Annotated in this window: 16 protein-coding genes; 9 read left to right on the top strand and 7 right to left on the bottom strand. The window is 43.3% G+C overall.

Annotated features, from left to right (window positions below; translation table 11 throughout):
• Positions 1-281 precede the first annotated feature (281 nt).
• From RIN70_RS08800 to RIN70_RS08790, 3 genes are all read right to left on the bottom strand, one after another.
• Positions 282-875 carry a 3'-5' exonuclease gene (locus RIN70_RS08800; protein WP_049515767.1) on the bottom strand — a complete coding sequence of 198 codons (594 nt, stop codon included), beginning with the start codon at positions 873-875 and terminating at the stop codon, positions 282-284.
• A 53-nt stretch (positions 876-928) separates the two neighbouring features.
• Positions 929-1423, bottom strand: coding sequence for a DUF536 domain-containing protein (locus tag RIN70_RS08795; protein ID WP_003008835.1), 495 nt, complete (start codon positions 1421-1423; stop codon positions 929-931).
• A 104-nt stretch (positions 1424-1527) separates the two neighbouring features.
• Positions 1528-3816 (bottom strand): Xaa-Pro dipeptidyl-peptidase, encoded by a 2289-nt coding sequence (locus RIN70_RS08790; protein WP_049515769.1) that lies wholly within the window; start codon positions 3814-3816, stop codon positions 1528-1530.
• Between the two features lie 101 nt (positions 3817-3917).
• On the opposite strand from RIN70_RS08790, the gene RIN70_RS08785 reads away from it, so the two are divergent.
• The 9 genes from RIN70_RS08785 (at position 3918) to RIN70_RS08745 (ending at position 13895) form a co-directional block, all read left to right on the top strand.
• Positions 3918-5195 carry an HdeD family acid-resistance protein gene (locus RIN70_RS08785; RefSeq protein ID WP_023919173.1) on the top strand — a complete coding sequence of 426 codons (1278 nt, stop codon included), beginning with the start codon at positions 3918-3920 and terminating at the stop codon, positions 5193-5195.
• Between the two features lie 106 nt (positions 5196-5301).
• Positions 5302-6069, top strand: a complete 768-nt coding sequence (locus RIN70_RS08780) for a CppA N-terminal domain-containing protein (protein ID WP_024055030.1) — start codon at positions 5302-5304, stop codon at positions 6067-6069.
• A 10-nt stretch (positions 6070-6079) separates the two neighbouring features.
• Positions 6080-7021, top strand: a complete 942-nt coding sequence (locus RIN70_RS08775) for a serine hydrolase domain-containing protein (protein WP_037613944.1) — start codon at positions 6080-6082, stop codon at positions 7019-7021.
• A gap of 172 nt (positions 7022-7193) precedes the next feature.
• Positions 7194-8072, top strand: coding sequence for a mevalonate kinase (mvk, locus tag RIN70_RS08770; protein WP_173018765.1), 879 nt, complete (start codon positions 7194-7196; stop codon positions 8070-8072).
• Positions 8054-9004: a diphosphomevalonate decarboxylase gene (mvaD, locus tag RIN70_RS08765; RefSeq protein WP_049522756.1), complete on the top strand. Its 951-nt coding sequence runs from the start codon at positions 8054-8056 to the stop codon at positions 9002-9004. The genes mvk and mvaD overlap by 19 nt, the downstream gene beginning before the upstream one ends.
• A complete protein-coding gene (locus tag RIN70_RS08760) occupies positions 8994-10001 on the top strand; it encodes a phosphomevalonate kinase (protein WP_003008822.1) in 1008 nt (335 codons plus the stop codon). Before mvaD ends, RIN70_RS08760 begins: the two co-directional genes overlap by 11 nt.
• Entirely contained in the window at positions 9998-11002 is a 1005-nt protein-coding gene (gene fni, locus RIN70_RS08755; RefSeq protein WP_003008820.1) for a type 2 isopentenyl-diphosphate Delta-isomerase, read from the top strand. Before RIN70_RS08760 ends, fni begins: the two co-directional genes overlap by 4 nt.
• A 411-nt stretch (positions 11003-11413) precedes the next feature.
• Complete coding sequence (locus RIN70_RS08750) at positions 11414-13075, top strand: C69 family dipeptidase (RefSeq protein ID WP_272144943.1); 1662 nt, start codon at positions 11414-11416, stop codon at positions 13073-13075.
• Entirely contained in the window at positions 13068-13895 is an 828-nt protein-coding gene (locus RIN70_RS08745) for a PrsW family glutamic-type intramembrane protease (protein WP_125826617.1), read from the top strand. Before RIN70_RS08750 ends, RIN70_RS08745 begins: the two co-directional genes overlap by 8 nt.
• Positions 13896-14203: 308 nt before the next feature.
• Here RIN70_RS08745 and RIN70_RS08740 read toward each other — a convergent pair whose 3' ends face one another.
• From RIN70_RS08740 to RIN70_RS08725, 4 genes are all read right to left on the bottom strand, one after another.
• A complete protein-coding gene (locus tag RIN70_RS08740; RefSeq protein WP_070449385.1) occupies positions 14204-15466 on the bottom strand; it encodes a hydroxymethylglutaryl-CoA reductase, degradative in 1263 nt (420 codons plus the stop codon).
• Complete coding sequence (locus RIN70_RS08735; protein WP_223345323.1) at positions 15466-16638, bottom strand: hydroxymethylglutaryl-CoA synthase; 1173 nt, start codon at positions 16636-16638, stop codon at positions 15466-15468. The genes RIN70_RS08740 and RIN70_RS08735 overlap by 1 nt, the downstream gene beginning before the upstream one ends.
• 186 nt (positions 16639-16824) lie before the next feature.
• Positions 16825-17055: a hypothetical protein gene (locus RIN70_RS08730; protein WP_037608420.1), complete on the bottom strand. Its 231-nt coding sequence runs from the start codon at positions 17053-17055 to the stop codon at positions 16825-16827.
• A gap of 248 nt (positions 17056-17303) precedes the next feature.
• Complete coding sequence (locus tag RIN70_RS08725) at positions 17304-17924, bottom strand: tetratricopeptide repeat protein (protein ID WP_195623424.1); 621 nt, start codon at positions 17922-17924, stop codon at positions 17304-17306.
• Positions 17925-18572 lie beyond the last annotated feature (648 nt).

Genomic DNA, 18572 nt, shown 5'->3' with positions numbered 1-18572 from the left:
AGATGTAATCATTAAATCTTATTACATATTATTCTTTGTGATATATTTTACATGCTCATTATACATCTAAAAATAAGTCTGGTCAATGAATATTCAAAAAATTAGAAATAATTAAATTCTTAATAATTATCATTTTAAGTTGAGACTTTTGAAAATACTCTACCTATCTGTCTGATGAAAATTTACTTTAGTCAATCTTTACAGAAATGAAATAAAAAGCACCCCCAAAGAAAGATATGAAAACATCTAACTCTAGGAGTACTGCTCAGTTTTGAGCCTTTTTATTCATCAAAAAATCCGGATAAGTCCAAGCCTCCGAAGGGGTTGGTGGAGAAGTTCTCTTGTTCTTCAAGGAGGGTGCGTCCTTGATCAAATTCGAGGAATTGTTGGTAGACAAGAGCTGTCATGCGGGCGTCTTCTAGGCTATCGTGCGATCTTCCTGCGACTCCTAGAAATGCTGCAACGGTGTGGAGTTGGAGATTTTTAATGCCATGAAGGTCAGATGGACGACGTTCGAAAGCCTCGTCAAAGACATCGACAGCGTACTGGTCTTCTAGATCCAAGCCATTTTCAAGCAGGATGGGAAGGTCGCTTTTTTTGGCGTTGTATCCGATCAAGGGCCGGTCTCCAACGAAGGCCTTGAATTCACTGAGGACCTGCTCTAGTTGTGGAGCATTTTGGATCTTGTCCTGGGTTATGCCAGTGAGGCCGTTAATAAAGCTTTTTAGGGGCTTATCGGTGTAGACGTAGGAGTCGTAGTGGTCGACTTCTTTACCGTCCGTAAAACGCACGGCAGACACCTGGATGATCTGATAGGCACCTTCGTATTGGTTAAATTCGAGATCGAAGGCGATATAATCTTCTAATGTTTTCATGGAAAATCTCCTGTGGTAGAAAAGAAAAGGGACTGGTAGGATCCAGCCCCAGATTATCGACGGAAAACGCGTGCCCAGAAACCTTTGCTTTCTTGCTCTTGAACTTTTTCATTGGCTTGTTCGAGTTCAAGTTTCAAGGTGTCGCGGTCATTCATTGCTTGTAAAGTCAATTGTTGTTGTTGGTCCAATTGCTTGTCTTTTTCAGCAATTTGAACGTCTTTCACGCGCAACTGTTCATCTTTCTTAGCGAGTTGCTCGTCTTTGGCTTTGAGTTGCTCGTAAAGACGGACGATTTCAGCATTTTTTTCATCCACTAAAATTTCCATCAATTCGCGTTGCTTCACATCATCGCTGACTGGCTCATCTTCAAAAATAGTTTTTTTGTAGATTTCTTCGAGCTTGATCAAGCCACTACGGGTTACAACGGTAACCCCTTTTTCGTTTTTTTGGGTATCTTCTGGAGCCAGCGCCTTGACACGGTTATTGACCGCCTGGCGGCTGACTCCTAAAATTTCAGCAATTTCGCTGACAGTTTTTTCAATCGCCATAACTTCCTCTAATATCTTTTTCTATGAAATACTCTATTAGATAGTAACATAAGTAGGCTAAGCTGTCAAATGAAGCCGAGTAAGGGCAAGCCTTGAGACCACGATTAGCGGGCCTCTGTCATTTCAGGAAGATGGAGGCTGGATTGTGCTAAGTCAATGGTGAGTTGGTAATCGGTTTGATCACGGACAGTGATCTCGAAGTCGGTTGTGTAAAGGACCAGGCGAAGGGTCGCTCCTTTTTCGAGCTTGTAGATGGTTGGTTGGAGATCAAAGTCAAATTCCATCCACTCGCCTGGCGTCACGGTCTCAATCTCTAAGAGATCATGACGATTTTGGAGGTTGAGATAACCTTTCGAAATGACTCGTTGGCCAGCTTCTTTGAAAGGCAACTCGGTCAAATTGTCTAGCATATGGTAGCGACCGTTATCCAGTGTACGGACCGATAAGACTGCAGGATAGGGTTGGAGGTACTTCTTGCTTCCAAGCTCTAAGAGTTGTGCTGAAAGCAGGCCTTTATTGGTGCTGGAGTGAAGTCGCAGGTGAAGGCGAGCTTTCCCGTTGAGGTGTAGGTCTTCTTCGATTGGCAGGTCAATGGTCACCTGTTGCGCCTTATCCTGGTAGAGGTCCGTTAAGAAGGTCGGATAAGCCTTTCCATAGCGCTCGTAATCTTTTGTCTCGTAGCGGTTTTGGATGACTTTTTCGTCATCTCCCAGGGAGAAGGTTCGCTGACTTGTTTGGTTGCCAAAATCATCCAAGAAAGTCCAACTTTGTTCTCCTGTATTGTCCTGCCAGATGACAGTAGGCAATTCATAGCTTGAATCGTAGCCCAGCAATTTTTTAGAGAGGAGGGCGTTCATGCTTTCTCGGAAGTCAATGGATTGCCAGTTGTTGAGGTAGACATGGGCACCATTGTGGTAGAAGAGGTGTTTCTTGATGCTTGCTGGAAGAGCCTGGAACATATTAAAGACGTGAAGGGGTTTGACGTTCCAGTCTTGGGAGCCATGGGTAAAGACAACCTCTGCCTTGACCCGATTTGCATTTAAGAGATAATTGCGATCGTGCCAGAATTGATTGTAGTCTCCTGTTTTGCGATCCAATTGCTTTTTAACCTCTTCCAAATCAGCGACATGGGCTGCGTGGTGGCGGAGATAGTCTCCAGCCCGAAGGGCGCGGGAATAGGTCAACTCAGCAAGCGAATCAAAATCCTCTCCAGGATAGCCACCAGGACTCGTCACGAGTCCGTTTTCGCGATAGTAGTTGTACCAAGAGGAAATACCAGCTTCTGCGATGATGACTTCTAGGCCATCAACACCGGTGGTCGCAAGGCCGTTAGACATGGTCCCTAGGTAGGATAAGCCCGTCGTAGCAACCTTGCCATTAGACCAATCAGCCTTAACTTGGCGTTTGCGTGTATGATCTGTGAAGGCACGACAGCGTCCGTTGAGCCAGTCGATGACATTTTTATAGGCCTCGATTTGACGGTAATCCCCGTTGGTCATCAAGCCTTGGGAATCCTTGGTTCCAAGACCGGAGACGTAGAGATTGGCAAAGCCACGAGCGAGCAGGTAGTCATTGAGAGTATAACTGCTGTTGATATGAGTGAGGGTTTCTTCGGTCTCAGAGACTAGTTGGGCTGAACCGACAGGATCCACCAATTCTAATTGAGGTTCTTCTACTTGAATGGTATGAGGTTCTTTGACCTGGAGGTTCACATTCATATTATAGAGCGCCTTGTCACTAGCCTTGTCATTGGTTCCTTGGTGATAAGGGCTAGCAGTCATGACGGCTGGAATTTTTCCTTCATAGCGAGGGCGAATAATATTGACCTTGACCAAATCTGGAAGACCATCCTGATCGCTATCAATTCGACTTTCTACATAGACCACTTCACGGATCACATCATGGCTCGTAAAGGTTGCGAGGCTCTTGCCGTTAAAATAGTGATACTGGTTATCTTCAGGAATCAAGCCATCGCTGACCAACTGATCGATGAGTAAATTTCCTTTTACTGTTCGAGTATTGAGAAGGTGATAGAGGTTTTCTACCAAGTTTCCATACTCAATCGGAAATTGGACTTCTTTCAAGAAGCTATCCGTATCTTCAAAATCAATAAAATAGCGGAAACCGAGTAATTGGAGGGCTACTGTGTAAAAAATGTTCGGAGACCATTCGCAGTCAGATTGGATATACGTTAAAAAGTCTGTTTTAGAATCCACCACTAGGTTAGAGAGGGGATAATCTGTATCTTTATAGGTGAAGTAAACCTTGCGGACAAACCATTCAAACAGTTCTTTTTCTGGGAGGTGGGTGGGAAGGTCAAACCCAATTTCTTTTAGTTCCTTAAGAATGTCTTTTTGGTCAACAGATAGATAGCTATATTGATTGTATTTCATAGACTGCTCCTTTTATCAGTTTCTTTTTTCTTTACTTCTTATATTATACTTGATAAAATAGTATTTGTCTAAAGACCTTTCGTCTATAAGGAGAAGGAATATTGAAAAAAATATCTTTTGAACAAGTTGCAAGAAGACGGACCTTATTGTTTGGGGTTCTTGCCGTCATTTTTGGGATTCTCATTTTTCGAAACGGCGTTGGTTTCACCAAATTTTCCTTGGATCTATTAGCCATTTACTTTTTAGTTGATGGACTAGGAAGCTTTCTTCTTCGCTTTTTGTTACGTAGCAAGTCTATTTCCTATAGCCACTCTATTTGGTTTATTTTTCTTTCACTTGCGTTGATCTGGTTGAATCGACTGAGTAGTCTGCCCGTAAACTTAGTTGTGATTTGTTTAGGGGCATATCAGTTGGGGAGTGCCATTGTCTATGGGATCACATTTTGGCTTTATAAGGCCAATCGGGTAAAAGGAGGCTGGCTCTATTTATGGGATGCGCTTTTAAACGGTGGGCTTGGTCTAGCAACTGTCTTGGAACCTGGTTCAGATGGGCACTTCCAATTTATCCTCTTGGGGGCTTATCTGGTCTTGTTGGGGATTTCTAATATTCGAGATGGTATTTTATTTGACAAAGACCAACAAGGCCAAGAGTTAAAACGTCGCTTTCGTATTAGCCTACCGGTTATCTTTGCAGCCTTTATCCCTGCTAAGGAGTTAAAACGGTTTAACCAGTTTCTTCAAAAAGGGAGCTCGGCGGGACACACAGGCCCTTATCGATTGGTGAAAAAAGAAGAAGAGGCAAGGGAATTAGAAATTTTGGTTCATACTTCTGACAGCAACTTATTTGGAGCGATTGGGCATGTAGATATTTGTTATCAGGGGAAGGTCATTTCTTACGGAAGTTACGATCCCTTTTCAGAGCGTCTATTTGGGACGATTGGGGATGGCGTACTGTTTAAAGTGGATAAGGAACCATACATCGAACTATGTAAAAAAGAGAGTCAAAAGACGCTGTTTGGCTACAGCCTATCCCTTACCGAAGAAGAGAATCAGGCAGTAGAGAAGCGTCTAGCTGAAATTGATCAGTTGTTAGAACCTTGGGATCCACCTAGGAGGTTACTGGAAGACGGTCAGCCGACCTACGCTTACAAATTGAAATATGATTTAGGGGCTGAGCTATATAAATTTACTTCTTCGCGTTTTAAATCTTACTTTGTTCTGTCTACGAATTGCTGCCTGTTAGCAGATTCCATTGTGGGACAGGCAGGAACGGCTGTATTAGATGTGCGTGGAGTGATTGCACCAGGGACCTATCAGGATTACTTAGAATACGAATTTGAAGCTCCAAACGGGCGGGTCCATACACGAACAGTATACTAAAAAAAGAAAGACAGATTTTTATTTTTGAAAAATCTGTCTTTTTTGCACAAGATTTCTTGTAAAAAGCCAGAAAATCTTTTACAATAAAAAGTGCTTGGAGGAAAGTATGACAGCAAATCAGATCGTAAGAGTGATCCCAGTCTTGAAAGTGAATAACCGAAATGTCAATCAACGCTTTTATGAAGAGACATTGGGAATGAAAGTATTAGTGGAAGAAGGAGCTCTCCTATCTTTAGGAGATGCCTCAAAAGTAGAGAAAATTGTCTTAGAAGAGTCACCGAGTATGCGTTCGCGTAAGGTCGAAGGTCCAAAGAAATTGGGTCGCATCGTGGTGAAAGTGGCACAAGCTCAAGAAATTGATTATTTGTTGGCCCGCCAGCCAGAAACAAGCGCCCTTTACCAAGGAGCTAATGGTCGCGCCTTTGAAGTTGTGTCTCCTCAAGGAGATACCATTTTCGTGCATGCTGAAGAAAATCTTGAAAGCCTAGAACCGTTGGAGAAAGCGCCTCTTGTTGACGTGCCAGAAGATTTCAAAGGTTTGACCAGCTTTGATGTGGACTTTCTTGAGGTCAATGTGGCCGATTTTGCTGAGGCTGAGAAGTTCTATAGCAACTTGCCAGCTTTGGCCCACTTTATCCATTTGCAGGAAGCTCAAGGAGAAGATCTCCAAGTGGAGAACAAGGTGACTTGGGATTTGAGCATGATCAAGGTCGAATTGGCATCTTTTGATGTGGAAGTCGTGAAAGAACGCTTGGGAGAAACTGTCGATTTTGTGCACCGTAAGGGAACTTTCTTGATTGCCAAAGATCCAAGTCAGATTGAACTCTGGTTTGAAGCCAATCAAGATCAGGTCCATATTTCTTATGAAGAATAAGAATGGAGTGATGAGCGTGAATGCAATCATCGAAAAAATTACCGAACAAATCCAAGAAGGCATCTATCCAGGTGCCTCTCTTGCGCTTTACCGCAAGGGTCAGTGGAGTGAGCACTATCTGGGACTAGCGGATCCTGAAAAAGGAGAGTCAGTAGTGGCTGACCTGGTCTATGATTTGGCCAGTGTCAGTAAGGTCGTCGGAGTCGCTACCATCTGTGCTTTTTTGTATGCGAAAGGGGAGCTTCCGCTCGATCGTCCCTTTAAAGAGTTTTACCCGCGTTTTGCTCATGAGAAGACGACCATCCGGGAACTCTTGACCCATACTTCTGGGCTGGATCCTTTTATCCCCAACCGGGATCAATTGGATGCGAGACAGTTGAAAACAGCTCTTGAAAATTTGCAGTTGAAAGAAGACAAGAGTTTTCATTACACCGACGTCAATTTTCTTCTGCTGGGCTTTTGGTTAGAAGACAGGTTTCACCAGCCCTTGGATCGTTTATTTGAAGAGCTGATCTTTACACCTTGGAAGATGACAGAGACACGGTTTGGACCGGTCGAAAAGGCGGTGCCAACGGTCCGTGGCCTTGCTTCTGGAAGTGTTCATGATCCCAAAGCGAGAGTATTGGGCTGTCATGCGGGAAGTGCTGGACTTTTTTCAACTGTTGCTGATCTAGAGCGCTTCTTAGAGCATTATCTGAAGGATGATTTTGCGCGTGACTTGTCTCAGAATTTTGCGCGTGAAGAGGGCAAGACCCGCGCTCTCGGATGGAATCTAGAGGGTGACTGGTTGGATCATACGGGCTATACTGGAACCTTCATCATGTACAATCGAAAGAGGCAGGAAGCTGTGATCTTTTTGTCTAACCGGACCTATGAGAAGGACGAACGGGCCCAATGGATCTTAGACCGCAACTCTTTGATGGACTTGATCAAACAAGAATGTGAAAAATAGAAATGGATGGCTGGGATGACGGATCCCGGCCTTTTCTTGTCTGTCCATAAGAAGGAGCTCTTCTGGGTGATTCATTTTTGGACTCCGTCTTAGGTTGGATTTCCTTCAAAAGCATCGCTTTTTTGGCTGATTTATATTAAAATAGTAATGACCTTAGTAGAGCGAGATGAATATGCATAAAGAGATAGGCGTCGGAAAGGCGCATAGTAAAATTATCTTAATTGGAGAGCATGCGGTGGTTTATGGTTATCCGGCTATTGCCCTGCCACTCCATCATATCGAAGTGATCTGCCAGATCATCCCGGCAGACAGTCCATGGATTTTGTTTGAAGATGACACCTTGTCCATGGCGGTTTTTGCGTCTCTTGAGCACCTCGGGATTCGTGAGGCCCGGATTCGCTGTCGGATTCAGTCTATGGTACCGGAAAAACGGGGGATGGGGTCCTCTGCGGCGGTCAGTATCGCAGCTATTCGTGCAGTTTTTGACTATTATCAAGAGGAGCTGGACGATGAGACCTTAGAAATCCTGGTCAATCGAGCAGAAACCATTGCCCATATGAATCCAAGCGGTCTGGATGCCAAGACTTGTCTGAGCGATCAAGCCATTAAATTCATCCGGAATATCGGCTTTTACCCGCTGGAGCTGGGTATAAAAGCGAGTTTGGTGATTGCGGATACGGGGATTCACGGCAATACCCGTGAGGCGATTCAAAAGGTTGAAGCCAAAGGGCAGGAAGTTTTATCCCATTTCCATGAGATTGGTCAGTTGACCCAGCAGGTGGAAGAGGCTCTAAAAATGAATGATCTAATGAGCCTAGGACAGGCTCTGACTACTTGTCATGACCACTTGAGAGCCGTAGGGGTCAGCTGTGAAAAAGCAGACCACCTGGTCGCCGTTGCCCTTGAAAATGGGGCCTTAGGTGCTAAAATGAGCGGAGGCGGCCTTGGAGGCTGTGTGATTGCCCTCGTCAAGGATTCTCGTGAAGCAGCAACCATTGCCCATGCATTAGAAAAAGAAGGAGCGCACCATACATGGATCGAAAACCTGTAAAGGCTAAGTCCTATGCCAATATCGCGATTATCAAATACTGGGGAAAAGAAGATGCCAAACAGATGGTCCCTTCGACCAGTTCGATTTCGTTGACCTTAGAGAATATGTATACAGAGACGAGTCTCTCTCCCTTACCAGCAGATGCGACTGCGCATGAATTTTACATCGATGGGGAATTCCAAAATCCAGCTGAGCAAGCCAAAATTGGAGCTGTGATTGATAGCTTGAAGCCAGCAGATGAAGCAGGATTTGTTCGGGTGGATACCAGCAACAACATGCCAACTGCAGCCGGTTTGTCCTCTAGCTCAAGCGGCCTCTCTGCTCTCGTCAAGGCTTGCAATCAGTACTATGATTTGGGCTTGAGTCAGGAGGAATTAGCTCAAAAAGCCAAGTTTGCTTCGGGTTCTTCTTCACGTTCTTTCTTTGGACCCTTAGCAGCTTGGGACAAAGAAAGTGGAGAAATTTATAAGGTCAAAACAGACCTAAAACTGGCTATGATCATGCTGGTCCTCAATGACAAGCAAAAGCCCGTTTCCAGCCGGGAAGGGATGAAACGTTGCATGGAGACCTCGACTAATTTCAAAGAATGGATCGAAGAGTCTCGACAAGATTACAAGGACATGCTGGACTATCTAGCTGGCAATGATTTTGAACGGGTCGGTCAGCTGACAGAGCGCAATGCCCTTGCTATGCATGCGACGACTAGAACAGCCACTCCAGCCTTTAGCTACTTGACAGAAGAAAGCCACAAAGCTATGGAATTTGTCCGTGAGCTTCGAGCTGCAGGCCATGCTTGTTACTTCACCATGGATGCAGGGCCAAACGTTAAGGTTCTCTGTTTAGAAGAAGACTTGGATCAGCTGGTGCCTTTATTTGACGCCCGCTATCGGACCATCGTATCTAAGACAAAGGACCCTCAAGATGAAGACTAAGTATCAGGTACAGACTGGAGGCAAGCTCTATCTAGCTGGAGAATACGCAGTGCTAACGCCTGGCTATGGAGCCGTGATTCAGTTTATTCCCATTTATCTGTCAGCTACTATCCAAGAATCTAGAAGCTATCAGCTAGCCTCAGATCTCTTTGGTTACCAGGTGGATTTGACCCCAAATAAGGACTACGCCTTGATTCAAGAGACCATTCGGCTCATGGAAGAGTGGCTGAAAGATCAGGGAATAGCCCCTAAACCGTTTGATCTTCACCTTAGAGGGACGTTGGGCGAAGAGGGGAAAAAGTATGGGATTGGTTCCAGCGGAAGTGTGGTCTTGCTCGTGATCAAGGCCATGGCTGCTCTGTATGAACTAGACTTAAGTCCAGATCTGCTCTTTCGACTAGCAGCAGTGGTCTTGGTGCAAAGAGGGGACAATGGTTCCATGGGCGATTTGGCTTGTATCGCCTTCGAGGACTTGATTTATTACCAATCCTTTGATCGGGCTTGGTTGCATGAAGTCTTGACTTCTCAGCCTCTTTCACAAGTTTTAGACCTGGATTGGGACTACCAGATCTGCTCGATCCAGCCAGCCATCTCTTATGATTTTCTGGTTGGTTGGACCAAGGAACCAGCGATTTCAAGTGATTTGATCCGCCAGGTCAAGGGAGCGATTAATGAAGTCTTTCTCAAAGAAAGTCAGAGCGCAGTGAAGATTCTTGAAAAAGGTCTCCGTGAAGGGAACAAAAAAGAAATTGAGACCAGTATCAAACGTGCCGATAAGAACCTAAAGTCTTTGAACCCTTTGATCTATACCCCAGCTCTAAAAGAGCTGCAAGAAGCGACAGAGGGCCTTTCTGTCTGTGCCAAATCCAGTGGTGCTGGAGGAGGCGACTGTGGAATCGCCCTTATTTTTGACCCAGTTGAGACTCAGACCTTGATAGAGCGCTGGAAGGAAAAGAATATTGAAGTCATTTACCAAGAAAGGATGGGAGATTCGTGAGCGAAAATCGAAAAGACCAGCATATTCGCTATGCCTTGGAGCAAAGCTCCTCCTATAATAGCTTTGATGAGATCGAGCTGATTCACCGATCCCTCCCCCTTGTGGATCTAGCGGAGATTGATTTGACAACCCATTTCGCAGGGCGTGATTGGGAGGTCCCTTTTTATATCAATGCTATGACAGGCGGGAGTAAACGGGCCAAAGAGATCAATCAAAAGTTGGCAGCAGTAGCCGAAGCCTGTGGGATTCTCTTTGTGACTGGCTCTTACAGCGCAGGGCTGAAGGATCCGAACGATCAATCGTATGCGGTCAAAAAAGACCATCCTCATCTTCTTTTAGCAACCAACATTGGCATCGATAAAGAGCCAGATTTGGGCTTGCGGACAGTGGAAGAGCTACACCCCCTCTTTCTTCAAGTCCATGTGAATCTGATGCAAGAGTTGCTCATGCCCGAAGGGGAGCGGATTTTCCACACTTGGAAAGACCATCTCAAGAGCTATGGGCAGGGCTTTCCAGTGCCTGTAGTCCTGAAGGAAGTTGGCTTTGGTATGGATCCCAAAACAGTTCAGGCAGCGCTAGATGCTGGGATCAAAACCGTCGATATTTCTGGTCGTGGTGGCACTAGTTTTGCCTATATTGAGAATCGTCGTGGTGGCAATCGCGCTTATCTGGATGATTGGGGACAATCAACTGCGCAGTGTCTCTTACAGTTACAGGATCAGATAGATCAGGTTGAGGTCCTAGCAAGTGGGGGCATTCGTCATCCCCTTGATATGGTCAAGGCCTTGGTCCTTGGAGCACGTGGCGTAGGACTTTCCCGCGTTTTTCTTGAGATGGTAGAGACTAAGAGTATTGAAGAAGTAATCGTCCTTGTCCAAGGCTGGAAAGAAGACCTCAGATTGCTCCTTTGTGCGCTCGGTTGTCAGAACCTGAAAGAGCTCCGTGAAGTCGACTATCTCCTCTATGGAAAATTGTGGCAAGCGAATCAACAGAGAAAATGAAGAAAAATCATTTTAGAAACTTTCCTTAGGTGAGTACGGACGTCAGCGAACTTCTACGAAGTTCCATGACTTAGTTTTGAACCTAAGGTTTCAAAACTCCCGAGTGCCTGAAACAAAAACGTTTCAGGCACTTTTCTCACAGCGGAAAGTTTTCGTATATTATGATTCATTTTGAAAATTAGAACTCTTTTATAGTTCTTTGAAGAATCACTTAACTTATTTTACTTAAAAATTAGTTCCTATTCGTTTAGGATTGGCAAAATAAGCCAATTCTTTCTTTTTTTTAAAAAGTGTTCTCCTCAAAAATTCTGATAGTTTACGAATTGTTTACGGTTGCTGGAATCGCTTGCAAAATAGGCTTGTAAAAGAGTATACTAAATAAGGAAAAACATTTTTAAAAAGGAGTTTAGGATGAAGAAGCACTATTTTCGATCAGCTGTAGCAGCCTTGCTTCCGCTTTTGTTGATTGCTCAACCTGTTGAGGCTTGTACAGGGTTCATCATCGGGAAGAAACTGACGGCCGACGGTTCGACCTTGGTAGGTCGTACCGAAGATTTAGAGCCCAACCATAATAAAAATTTTGTGGTCAGAGAGCGTGTCTACAATAAAAAAGGAGCCATCTTTGAGGATGCTGCCAACGGTTTTCAATATCCCTTGCCAGAGATTAGCTATAAGTATACAGCGGTTCCAGATGTCACCCCTGATCAGGGAATTTTTGACGAAGCAGGATTCAATGAATATGGGGTTTCCATTTCTGCCACTGTATCTGCTTCAGCAAATGACAAGATCCAAAAAGTGGATCCCTACGTCAAGGATGGCCTCGCAGAATCGGGCTTGACCAGTATCGTTCTCCCTAGTGTGAAAACCGCAAGAGAAGGGGTTGAACTCATTGCTAAGATCGTCGAAGAAAAAGGCGCTGCAGAAGGAAATATTGTGACCATTGCCGATAAAGAAGGCGTCTGGTATATGGAAATCCTATCTGGCCATCAATATGCAGCGATTCTCTTCCCAGAGGATCGATTTGCGGTCTTTCCAAATACCTTCTTCTTAGGGCATGTCGATCTATCAGATACCGAACGCACGATCGCTTCAAAAGATCTTGAAAAAGTCGCCAAAAAAGCCAATAGCTATAAGGAAGTGGATGAAAAATTCCACGTTTCTCAATCCTATAATCCGCCTTTGCAAGAAGCAGATCGCTCTCGGGTTTGGTCGGGAATCAAATCGCTAGACCCAAGCTCTCCTGTTAAATATGACGATGCGTCCTTTGACCTTCTTCATACAACCGATCGAAAATTAACCCTCCGCGATGCCATGAATCTCCAACGCAATCGTTTGGAAGGAACCAAATATAAACCACAGGATCAAATGGAGTTGGATGGAAAAGGCATTCCGAAAAAAGGAGAGTTTGATGCGGTTTATAAATACCCTATTTCCAATCCAAATGTCATGGAGGCCCATATTTTCCAACTGAAAGATGATGTCCCAGCAAGTGCGGGTGGGGGCACCATGTGGCTGTCGATGGGTAGTCCACGAAATGCTCCATACCTACCGTACTATGGCAATATTCTCAACACCTATCAAGCCTACCAAGAATTAGGGGATCATTACAATGATCGCTCTTGGTATTGGACCATTTCAAGAATCAATGACCTTGTGGCCAAGTATCCAGATTTATTCGAAGATGGGGCGATTCGTACTGAAATGGAACGATTGGAGTCTCAGTGGATGGTCGAACAAGATCTGAGTGATAAGGAGCAAATTGCCCTTGCTTCTCAGCCTGAAGAAGCGAGTGAGAAGGCAACAGAGGAAAGCTTGGCAAGAGCTGAGAAAACCTTCGAACGCTTGCAAGAAATCAGAAAAGAAGCAGAACAAAAGGTAGCAGATGAACACGGAAAAAGTGCTCTGCAGGATTTAGATGACGAAGAAGATGCTACTTATGAAGAAAAGATTGATCTCGTTGAATTTGACTATGATTACATTCTAGCAGCAGGCTTATTCGGGGCAACCCTTCTAGCGATTGTGATCTACCTGATTCGCTCAAAGAAACAAAAGGGAGGAAAACAAGATGACTAAAATTCAAAGAGCCTCGATCTATCTTTTTCTACTGTTGGCAGGAATTGGCTTGGAGTTTGAACTCGGTCATCTTTCTCAACAAGAATTTAGCCAGTCTGCCGGCAGAGATTTGGTCTTAAACTTATCTGTCTTAGCTGCTATTATTATCCCGCTCTATCTCTTTTCGAAACGATTGGCCAAGCAGTTGTCTGTCCCAACCTATCTCTTATGGATTGCCATGTTTGGAGGAGCCTTCGTAGCAGGCTGGTTGAGCTTTTCAGGCAATAGCTTAATTGATATTATGAATAGCCATGTGATCAAGGATGCCACTGTCTTTAACAAGTGGACCGATGCCTTGACAGCCCCATTTTCAGAGGAATTCTTTAAGGCTCTGGTTGCCTTTTGGGTTGTCTTGATGGTTGGCAAGAAAGATCTAAAAGCGATTCTAATTGCAGGCTTGGGATCTGGCTTTGGTTTTCAAATCATTGAGGATTTAGGGTACGTTGCCCGCCAAACGAAAACCAGCCAATTAGCCGCGGTTACTGAGGCCATTAACCGGATCTCTGGTGGATTAGCTTCACATGCCCTCTATACAGCTGTTGTATCAGTTGGTGTCTTCCTTTTGTTGTCTCAAGTGACCCAGCAAAAGGAAAAACTCTTTGGGCTCTGGTGTGTTCTCTCGACAGTAGCCAATCACTTCTTATGGAACTCTCCGTTTTATGAAACAGACCATCGGATTAATCTTCTCGTCGGACTGCTCTTTGCCGTCCAAGTAGGGACCTTTATCGAAGTGGTGCTCTATACCAAGAAACATCCCGAGTTGCCATTTTTAAAACAATAAGAAAATTTTTTCAAACACAAAAGAACTAAGACGTGGGTCTTAGTTCTCAAAGTGAAGATAAAATCATCTTAGAAACTTTCCTTAGGTGAAGACGGACGTCAGCGAACTTCGAAGAAGTTCCATGACTAATTATTGAGCCTAAGGTCTCAATAATTCCGAGTGCTAGAAACAAAAGTGTTTCTAGCACTTTTTTCACGGCGGAAAGTTTCATTATATTCTCGATTCATTTAAAAAATTAGAACTCATTTTTATTTCTTTGCAGGATCACTTGACTTAATTTACTAAAGAATTAGTTTGTCTTAGTTCTTTTATTTTCTCAATTCTTGTAAGAGTGTTTGTGCCTTTTCTAAGTTAAAGGGTTTGTTTTCAAGGAGTTGGCTAACCAATCGGGGAACTTCCTCTTCCTTAGCTCCTGCTAGAAGGGCTAGGGAGCGTGCTTGGAGTTTCATATGTCCTGATTGAATTCCTGTGGTGACAAGGGCTTTGAGGGCTGCGAAATTCTGCGCCAAACCGAGCGAAGCGATGATACCGGCTAATTCAATAGCAGAAGGCTCTCCTAGCAAACGGTGGCTGACTTGAACCGTTGGGTTGAGGCCAATCGAGCCTCCTTTTGTCGCAACCGGCATTGGCAGGGTGATCTCTCCATAGAGTTTTTTCTCTTCTGGCTGACTTGTCCAGTGGCTCAAGCCCTTGTATGAACCACTTTGTGTAGCATAGGCATGGGCTCCTGCTTCGATGGCCCGCCAGTCATTGCCTGTCGCAAGGACCAGGGCATCAATCCCGTTAAAAATTCCCTTGTTATGAGTAGCCGCACGGTAAGGATCCACTTGAGCCAGTTGGCTAGCTAGCTCCATCCGGTGGGCAATCTCAATGGCTTCCTCAGGATTTCGACTCAGTGCTTTAAAATCGATCGCACACCGTGCACTCACCAAAGAGCGAGTGGCCAAGTTGGATAAAATTGCCATCAAGGCCTGACCACCAGAGAGTTCCTGGATGCGATCGGTCAGAGCTTCTAACATGGTATTGAGCATATTGGCTCCCATGGCTTCTTTGGGATCGACAGCCAAGTAGACAATGAGAAAGTCCCCCTTGTTTTCGACCCAAAGATCCCTCGCTCCACCTCCACGCTTAACGATAGAAGGATAGGCTTCATTAGCCATCTGAAGAAGGGTTTCTTTGTCTTCGAGGATGCGCTTGCTTGCAGTATTCCTATCTTCAACATCCGTCAGAGCAATCTCACCGATCATTTGGCGCTGGTGCACCTGGGTGGTGAAGCCGCCCGAACGTTGGATGAGCTTGGCTGCAAAGCTGGCAGCTGCAACCACGGAAGGCTCTTCTGTGACCATGGGAAGGACATAGTCACGACCGTTGATCAAGAAATAAGGAGCGAGGCTAAAAGGCAAGTCAAAAGTCGACAAGACATTTTCTGTCAATTGATCTGCAATAGAAAGGGGAAGTCCCTTTTGTTCTTTTAAGATCTGTGCTTCATCCCAAGTTAAGAGGCCTTCCTTCAGTAAGGCCTCTATGCGTTCTGTGGGAGAAAGTTTTGCAAAACCTGGTAATCGTGCCATTATTTTTCTACTTTCTGGTAAGTGCGCTGGTGTTCCTTGATCTCTGTCAAAGCAAAAGTTTGATGCGTAGCAGGCTCAAACACTTGATTGCCACTAGGATCTAGATCTACTTCCTCATAAAAGAGTCGTTCGTAGTCAGCAACACTAAGAACCGTACGTTGGTCCAGTTTTTCCATGCGTTTGTGATCTAAGAGTTGCTCAAAACCAGGAACGAGATTGGCACTAAAGATCTCAGAAACCGCTCCACTTCCATAGCTAAAGAGGGCGATTCGGTCCCCAGCTTTGAGTTGGGGTTGATTTTCCAGTAGTGACAGCAAGCCTAGGAAAAGAGATCCAGTGTAGATATTTCCCACGCGTTGGCTGTATAGAATCGATTGATCAAAGTTGTATTGTAATTGGTCTTTTTTCTCTTCTGATACTGACTTATCCAGGATTTTTTTCAAGCCCTTGAGAGCTAATTTCGGATAAGGCAAGTGGAAGCAGACAGCTGCAAAGTCTGTCAAGGCAAGACCAGTCCGTTTCTGGTATTCCGCCCAGGTTGTTTTCAGAGAATCTAGATATTGTTGCGTTGAATAAATCCCATTCACGAAGGGAGTTGTCGCGTAATTTGGACGCCAAAAATCCATGACATCGCGTGTTTGGGCAACATTATCATCGTTAAAAGATAGAATACGAGGATTTTGGCTGATTAGCATGGCAACCGCTCCGGCACCTTGTGTTGGTTCACCAGGAGTCCCAATTCCGTATTTAGCAATGTCACTGGCAATGACCAAAACCTTACTCTGTGGGAATTTTTCAACATGGAGTTTAGCATAATCCAAGGCAGCAGTCGCAGCATAGCAGGCTTCTTTCATCTCAAAAGAGCGGGCGAAAGGCTGGATGTCTAGTAAGCCATGGACAAACACAGCAGCAGCCTTACTCTGGTCAATTCCAGATTCTGTCGCAAGAATCACCATGTCGATCGCTTCTTTATCTTCGTCTGTTAAAATATCATCTGCTGCAGTAGCAGCCAATGTGACGATGTCTTCTGTGATCGGTGCCACGCTTTGTTCTTTTAAGAGAAGACCCTTGCTCAGTTTTTCGGGATCGGTATCACGAGCAGCGGCCAAATCTTCTAAACGCAAGACATAAGGGCTCGTCGCAAAACCAATCTTATCAATCCCAATTGTCATTCTTAACCTCTTTTTTATTTGATATCTACTAGTATATTTCGTTACTATTTTACCATATTTAAGGGTAAAACTCCTTTGAAAAAGCTAGATCAGCAAGGAAATCATTCTCGGGACCGATTTTGCAATGTTTCAAAGAAAAATAGAGAATCTATAAGAAAAAGCCATCCTTAGATGGCTTTTCAACTCTTATCCTTGCTTATTTTTTTTAGGATTGCTCATGATTCGTATGAAGAGTTCTTTGCATTTGTCTCTTAGAACTTTTTCGTAGAAGACGATTAAAGCGATGTACACAATCGTAAAGTTCAAGGTCAGATAGAACAAGTCAAATGAATTGCGGGCATAATCAGTTGCTAATAGATAGGAGGAGAGGGTTCCTAGGATCATCCAAGGAAGATACTTGATATACTTGCTTATCATCATACAGCACCTCGCATACTTTAAAGGATTTGTTTTTTCACTATCATTGTATTCCTTTTAAGTAAAAATGCAAGCGATAACACTTAGAGAAATTGAAAAACGAATATTATTTTGCATTAGTTTGAATGGAGAAAAACTATTTTAAGATAAGTGAAGCGATTACTTTAGTAACAAAAAAATTTTTTGAGCTAATCATGTCAATTATGTACTTTATTTAAGCAAACTAATGACAAAATCTAAATGCAAAATCATCGATTAATCAATTCCTCAATTTCCTTTACCCCTTCAAACTCTCCAACACTTTCGAAAAGTTCTATAGCTCGTTTGAAATGTGTGTTGGCTAATCCTTTATCTTCCAAGGCTAAATAAATTTCCCCTAACCCTCTATAGCTACAAGCCTGAGAAATCACATCATCAGTCTCTAAAGATTGTTCCAGTGACAGATTCATGAATGTAAGAGCTTCATCAAGATTGTTTAATTTCAATCTCACATAGCCTTGTTCGTAGTTATTTATAGCTTTCTTTAGATTATCATTGGGAAAATGCTCTTCAATTATCTTCTCTTCATCTTCAATGAGCTTTAAAGCCTTATGAAAATCACCCTGATCTCTGTAGATCATAGCTAATTGATGTAATCCAATGTGTTCATGTTCTTTGTCTTCATTTTGTTGAGCTAATAAAATGTATTTCTCAAAGATACGGGTACACGAGGCATAGTCTTTTTCTGCCAATAATAAATACCCCATCAGATTTAAAAGGCTAAAATCTGTACAGGTATCAATGGAAAAATCTTGTTCAACCAACTTTTTAGCTTCTGATGTTTTTCCCTCCAGAAACAAGTCCCAAGCCACATCAATTTTAGAAACCATCTATTTTCCCCCTTACCTATAAACAACCTTCATAAAATAAAATCACTCAATAAGAATATGCTAAATCCTATCTTTATAAATTTAATCCACTAGGCTAAAGTATAGCAAAAGCCCAAATAACTACTATTTGGGCAAAATGTTACTTAGTTTCTTTTTAAACGAGCAATGAGTAACTTAATAAGAAAAGCTAGAACTACAAGTGCTACTACGCGTGATAATAGATAGAAAATAGAATAAACAAAATAAATTTGCATATCTGACACCTCCTAAATAAAAGAGATTAACCATCTTGTCCTCAATATTATTGTACTCCCGTTTGAAAGCGACGTCAAGCGTTATGATAAATAGTATCAACAACTGGAATAAATGTAAAGCCTATAAAAAGCAAAATAAATCAATCTGTTTCATTTTGAAATACTTTAACGATTATAAAATATATCCTATATTAGAAGAGGTACGTATGAAGTTATCAATTTAGATAATGTCAAAGCAAGAGAGAAATATAATGAGTAAACATAAATATAATATTTTTTACATTTTTTATTATACTTTTGTTAGAATAATTGATAAAATCTTAATTAACAAAAATTATGGTCTATCTAATATTCCGAATACCTTACAATACATGGAATAGGATTAGATAACCGA

This window comes from Streptococcus parasanguinis (assembly GCF_032163505.1).
Classification (GTDB): domain Bacteria; phylum Bacillota; class Bacilli; order Lactobacillales; family Streptococcaceae; genus Streptococcus; species Streptococcus parasanguinis_V.
Note: the sequence above shows the minus strand (reverse complement) of the source record. Positions and strands in the feature narration are given on the sequence as shown.

Coding starts and splice junctions, on each gene's coding strand:
- RIN70_RS08780 (WP_024055030.1), top strand. CDS start 5,302: ATGACAGCAAATCAGATCGTAAGAGTGATCCCAGTCTTGAAAGTGAAT.
- RIN70_RS08800 (WP_049515767.1), bottom strand. CDS start 875: ATGAAAACATTAGAAGATTATATCGCCTTCGATCTCGAATTTAACCAA.
- RIN70_RS08790 (WP_049515769.1), bottom strand. CDS start 3,816: ATGAAATACAATCAATATAGCTATCTATCTGTTGACCAAAAAGACATT.
- RIN70_RS08740 (WP_070449385.1), bottom strand. CDS start 15,466: ATGGCACGATTACCAGGTTTTGCAAAACTTTCTCCCACAGAACGCATA.
- RIN70_RS08725 (WP_195623424.1), bottom strand. CDS start 17,924: ATGGTTTCTAAAATTGATGTGGCTTGGGACTTGTTTCTGGAGGGAAAA.
- mvaD (WP_049522756.1), top strand. CDS start 8,054: ATGGATCGAAAACCTGTAAAGGCTAAGTCCTATGCCAATATCGCGATT.
- RIN70_RS08750 (WP_272144943.1), top strand. CDS start 11,414: ATGAAGAAGCACTATTTTCGATCAGCTGTAGCAGCCTTGCTTCCGCTT.
- RIN70_RS08775 (WP_037613944.1), top strand. CDS start 6,080: ATGAGCGTGAATGCAATCATCGAAAAAATTACCGAACAAATCCAAGAA.
- RIN70_RS08735 (WP_223345323.1), bottom strand. CDS start 16,638: ATGACAATTGGGATTGATAAGATTGGTTTTGCGACGAGCCCTTATGTC.
- RIN70_RS08795 (WP_003008835.1), bottom strand. CDS start 1,423: ATGGCGATTGAAAAAACTGTCAGCGAAATTGCTGAAATTTTAGGAGTC.
- RIN70_RS08745 (WP_125826617.1), top strand. CDS start 13,068: ATGACTAAAATTCAAAGAGCCTCGATCTATCTTTTTCTACTGTTGGCA.
- mvk (WP_173018765.1), top strand. CDS start 7,194: ATGCATAAAGAGATAGGCGTCGGAAAGGCGCATAGTAAAATTATCTTA.
- RIN70_RS08760 (WP_003008822.1), top strand. CDS start 8,994: ATGAAGACTAAGTATCAGGTACAGACTGGAGGCAAGCTCTATCTAGCT.
- RIN70_RS08730 (WP_037608420.1), bottom strand. CDS start 17,055: ATGATAAGCAAGTATATCAAGTATCTTCCTTGGATGATCCTAGGAACC.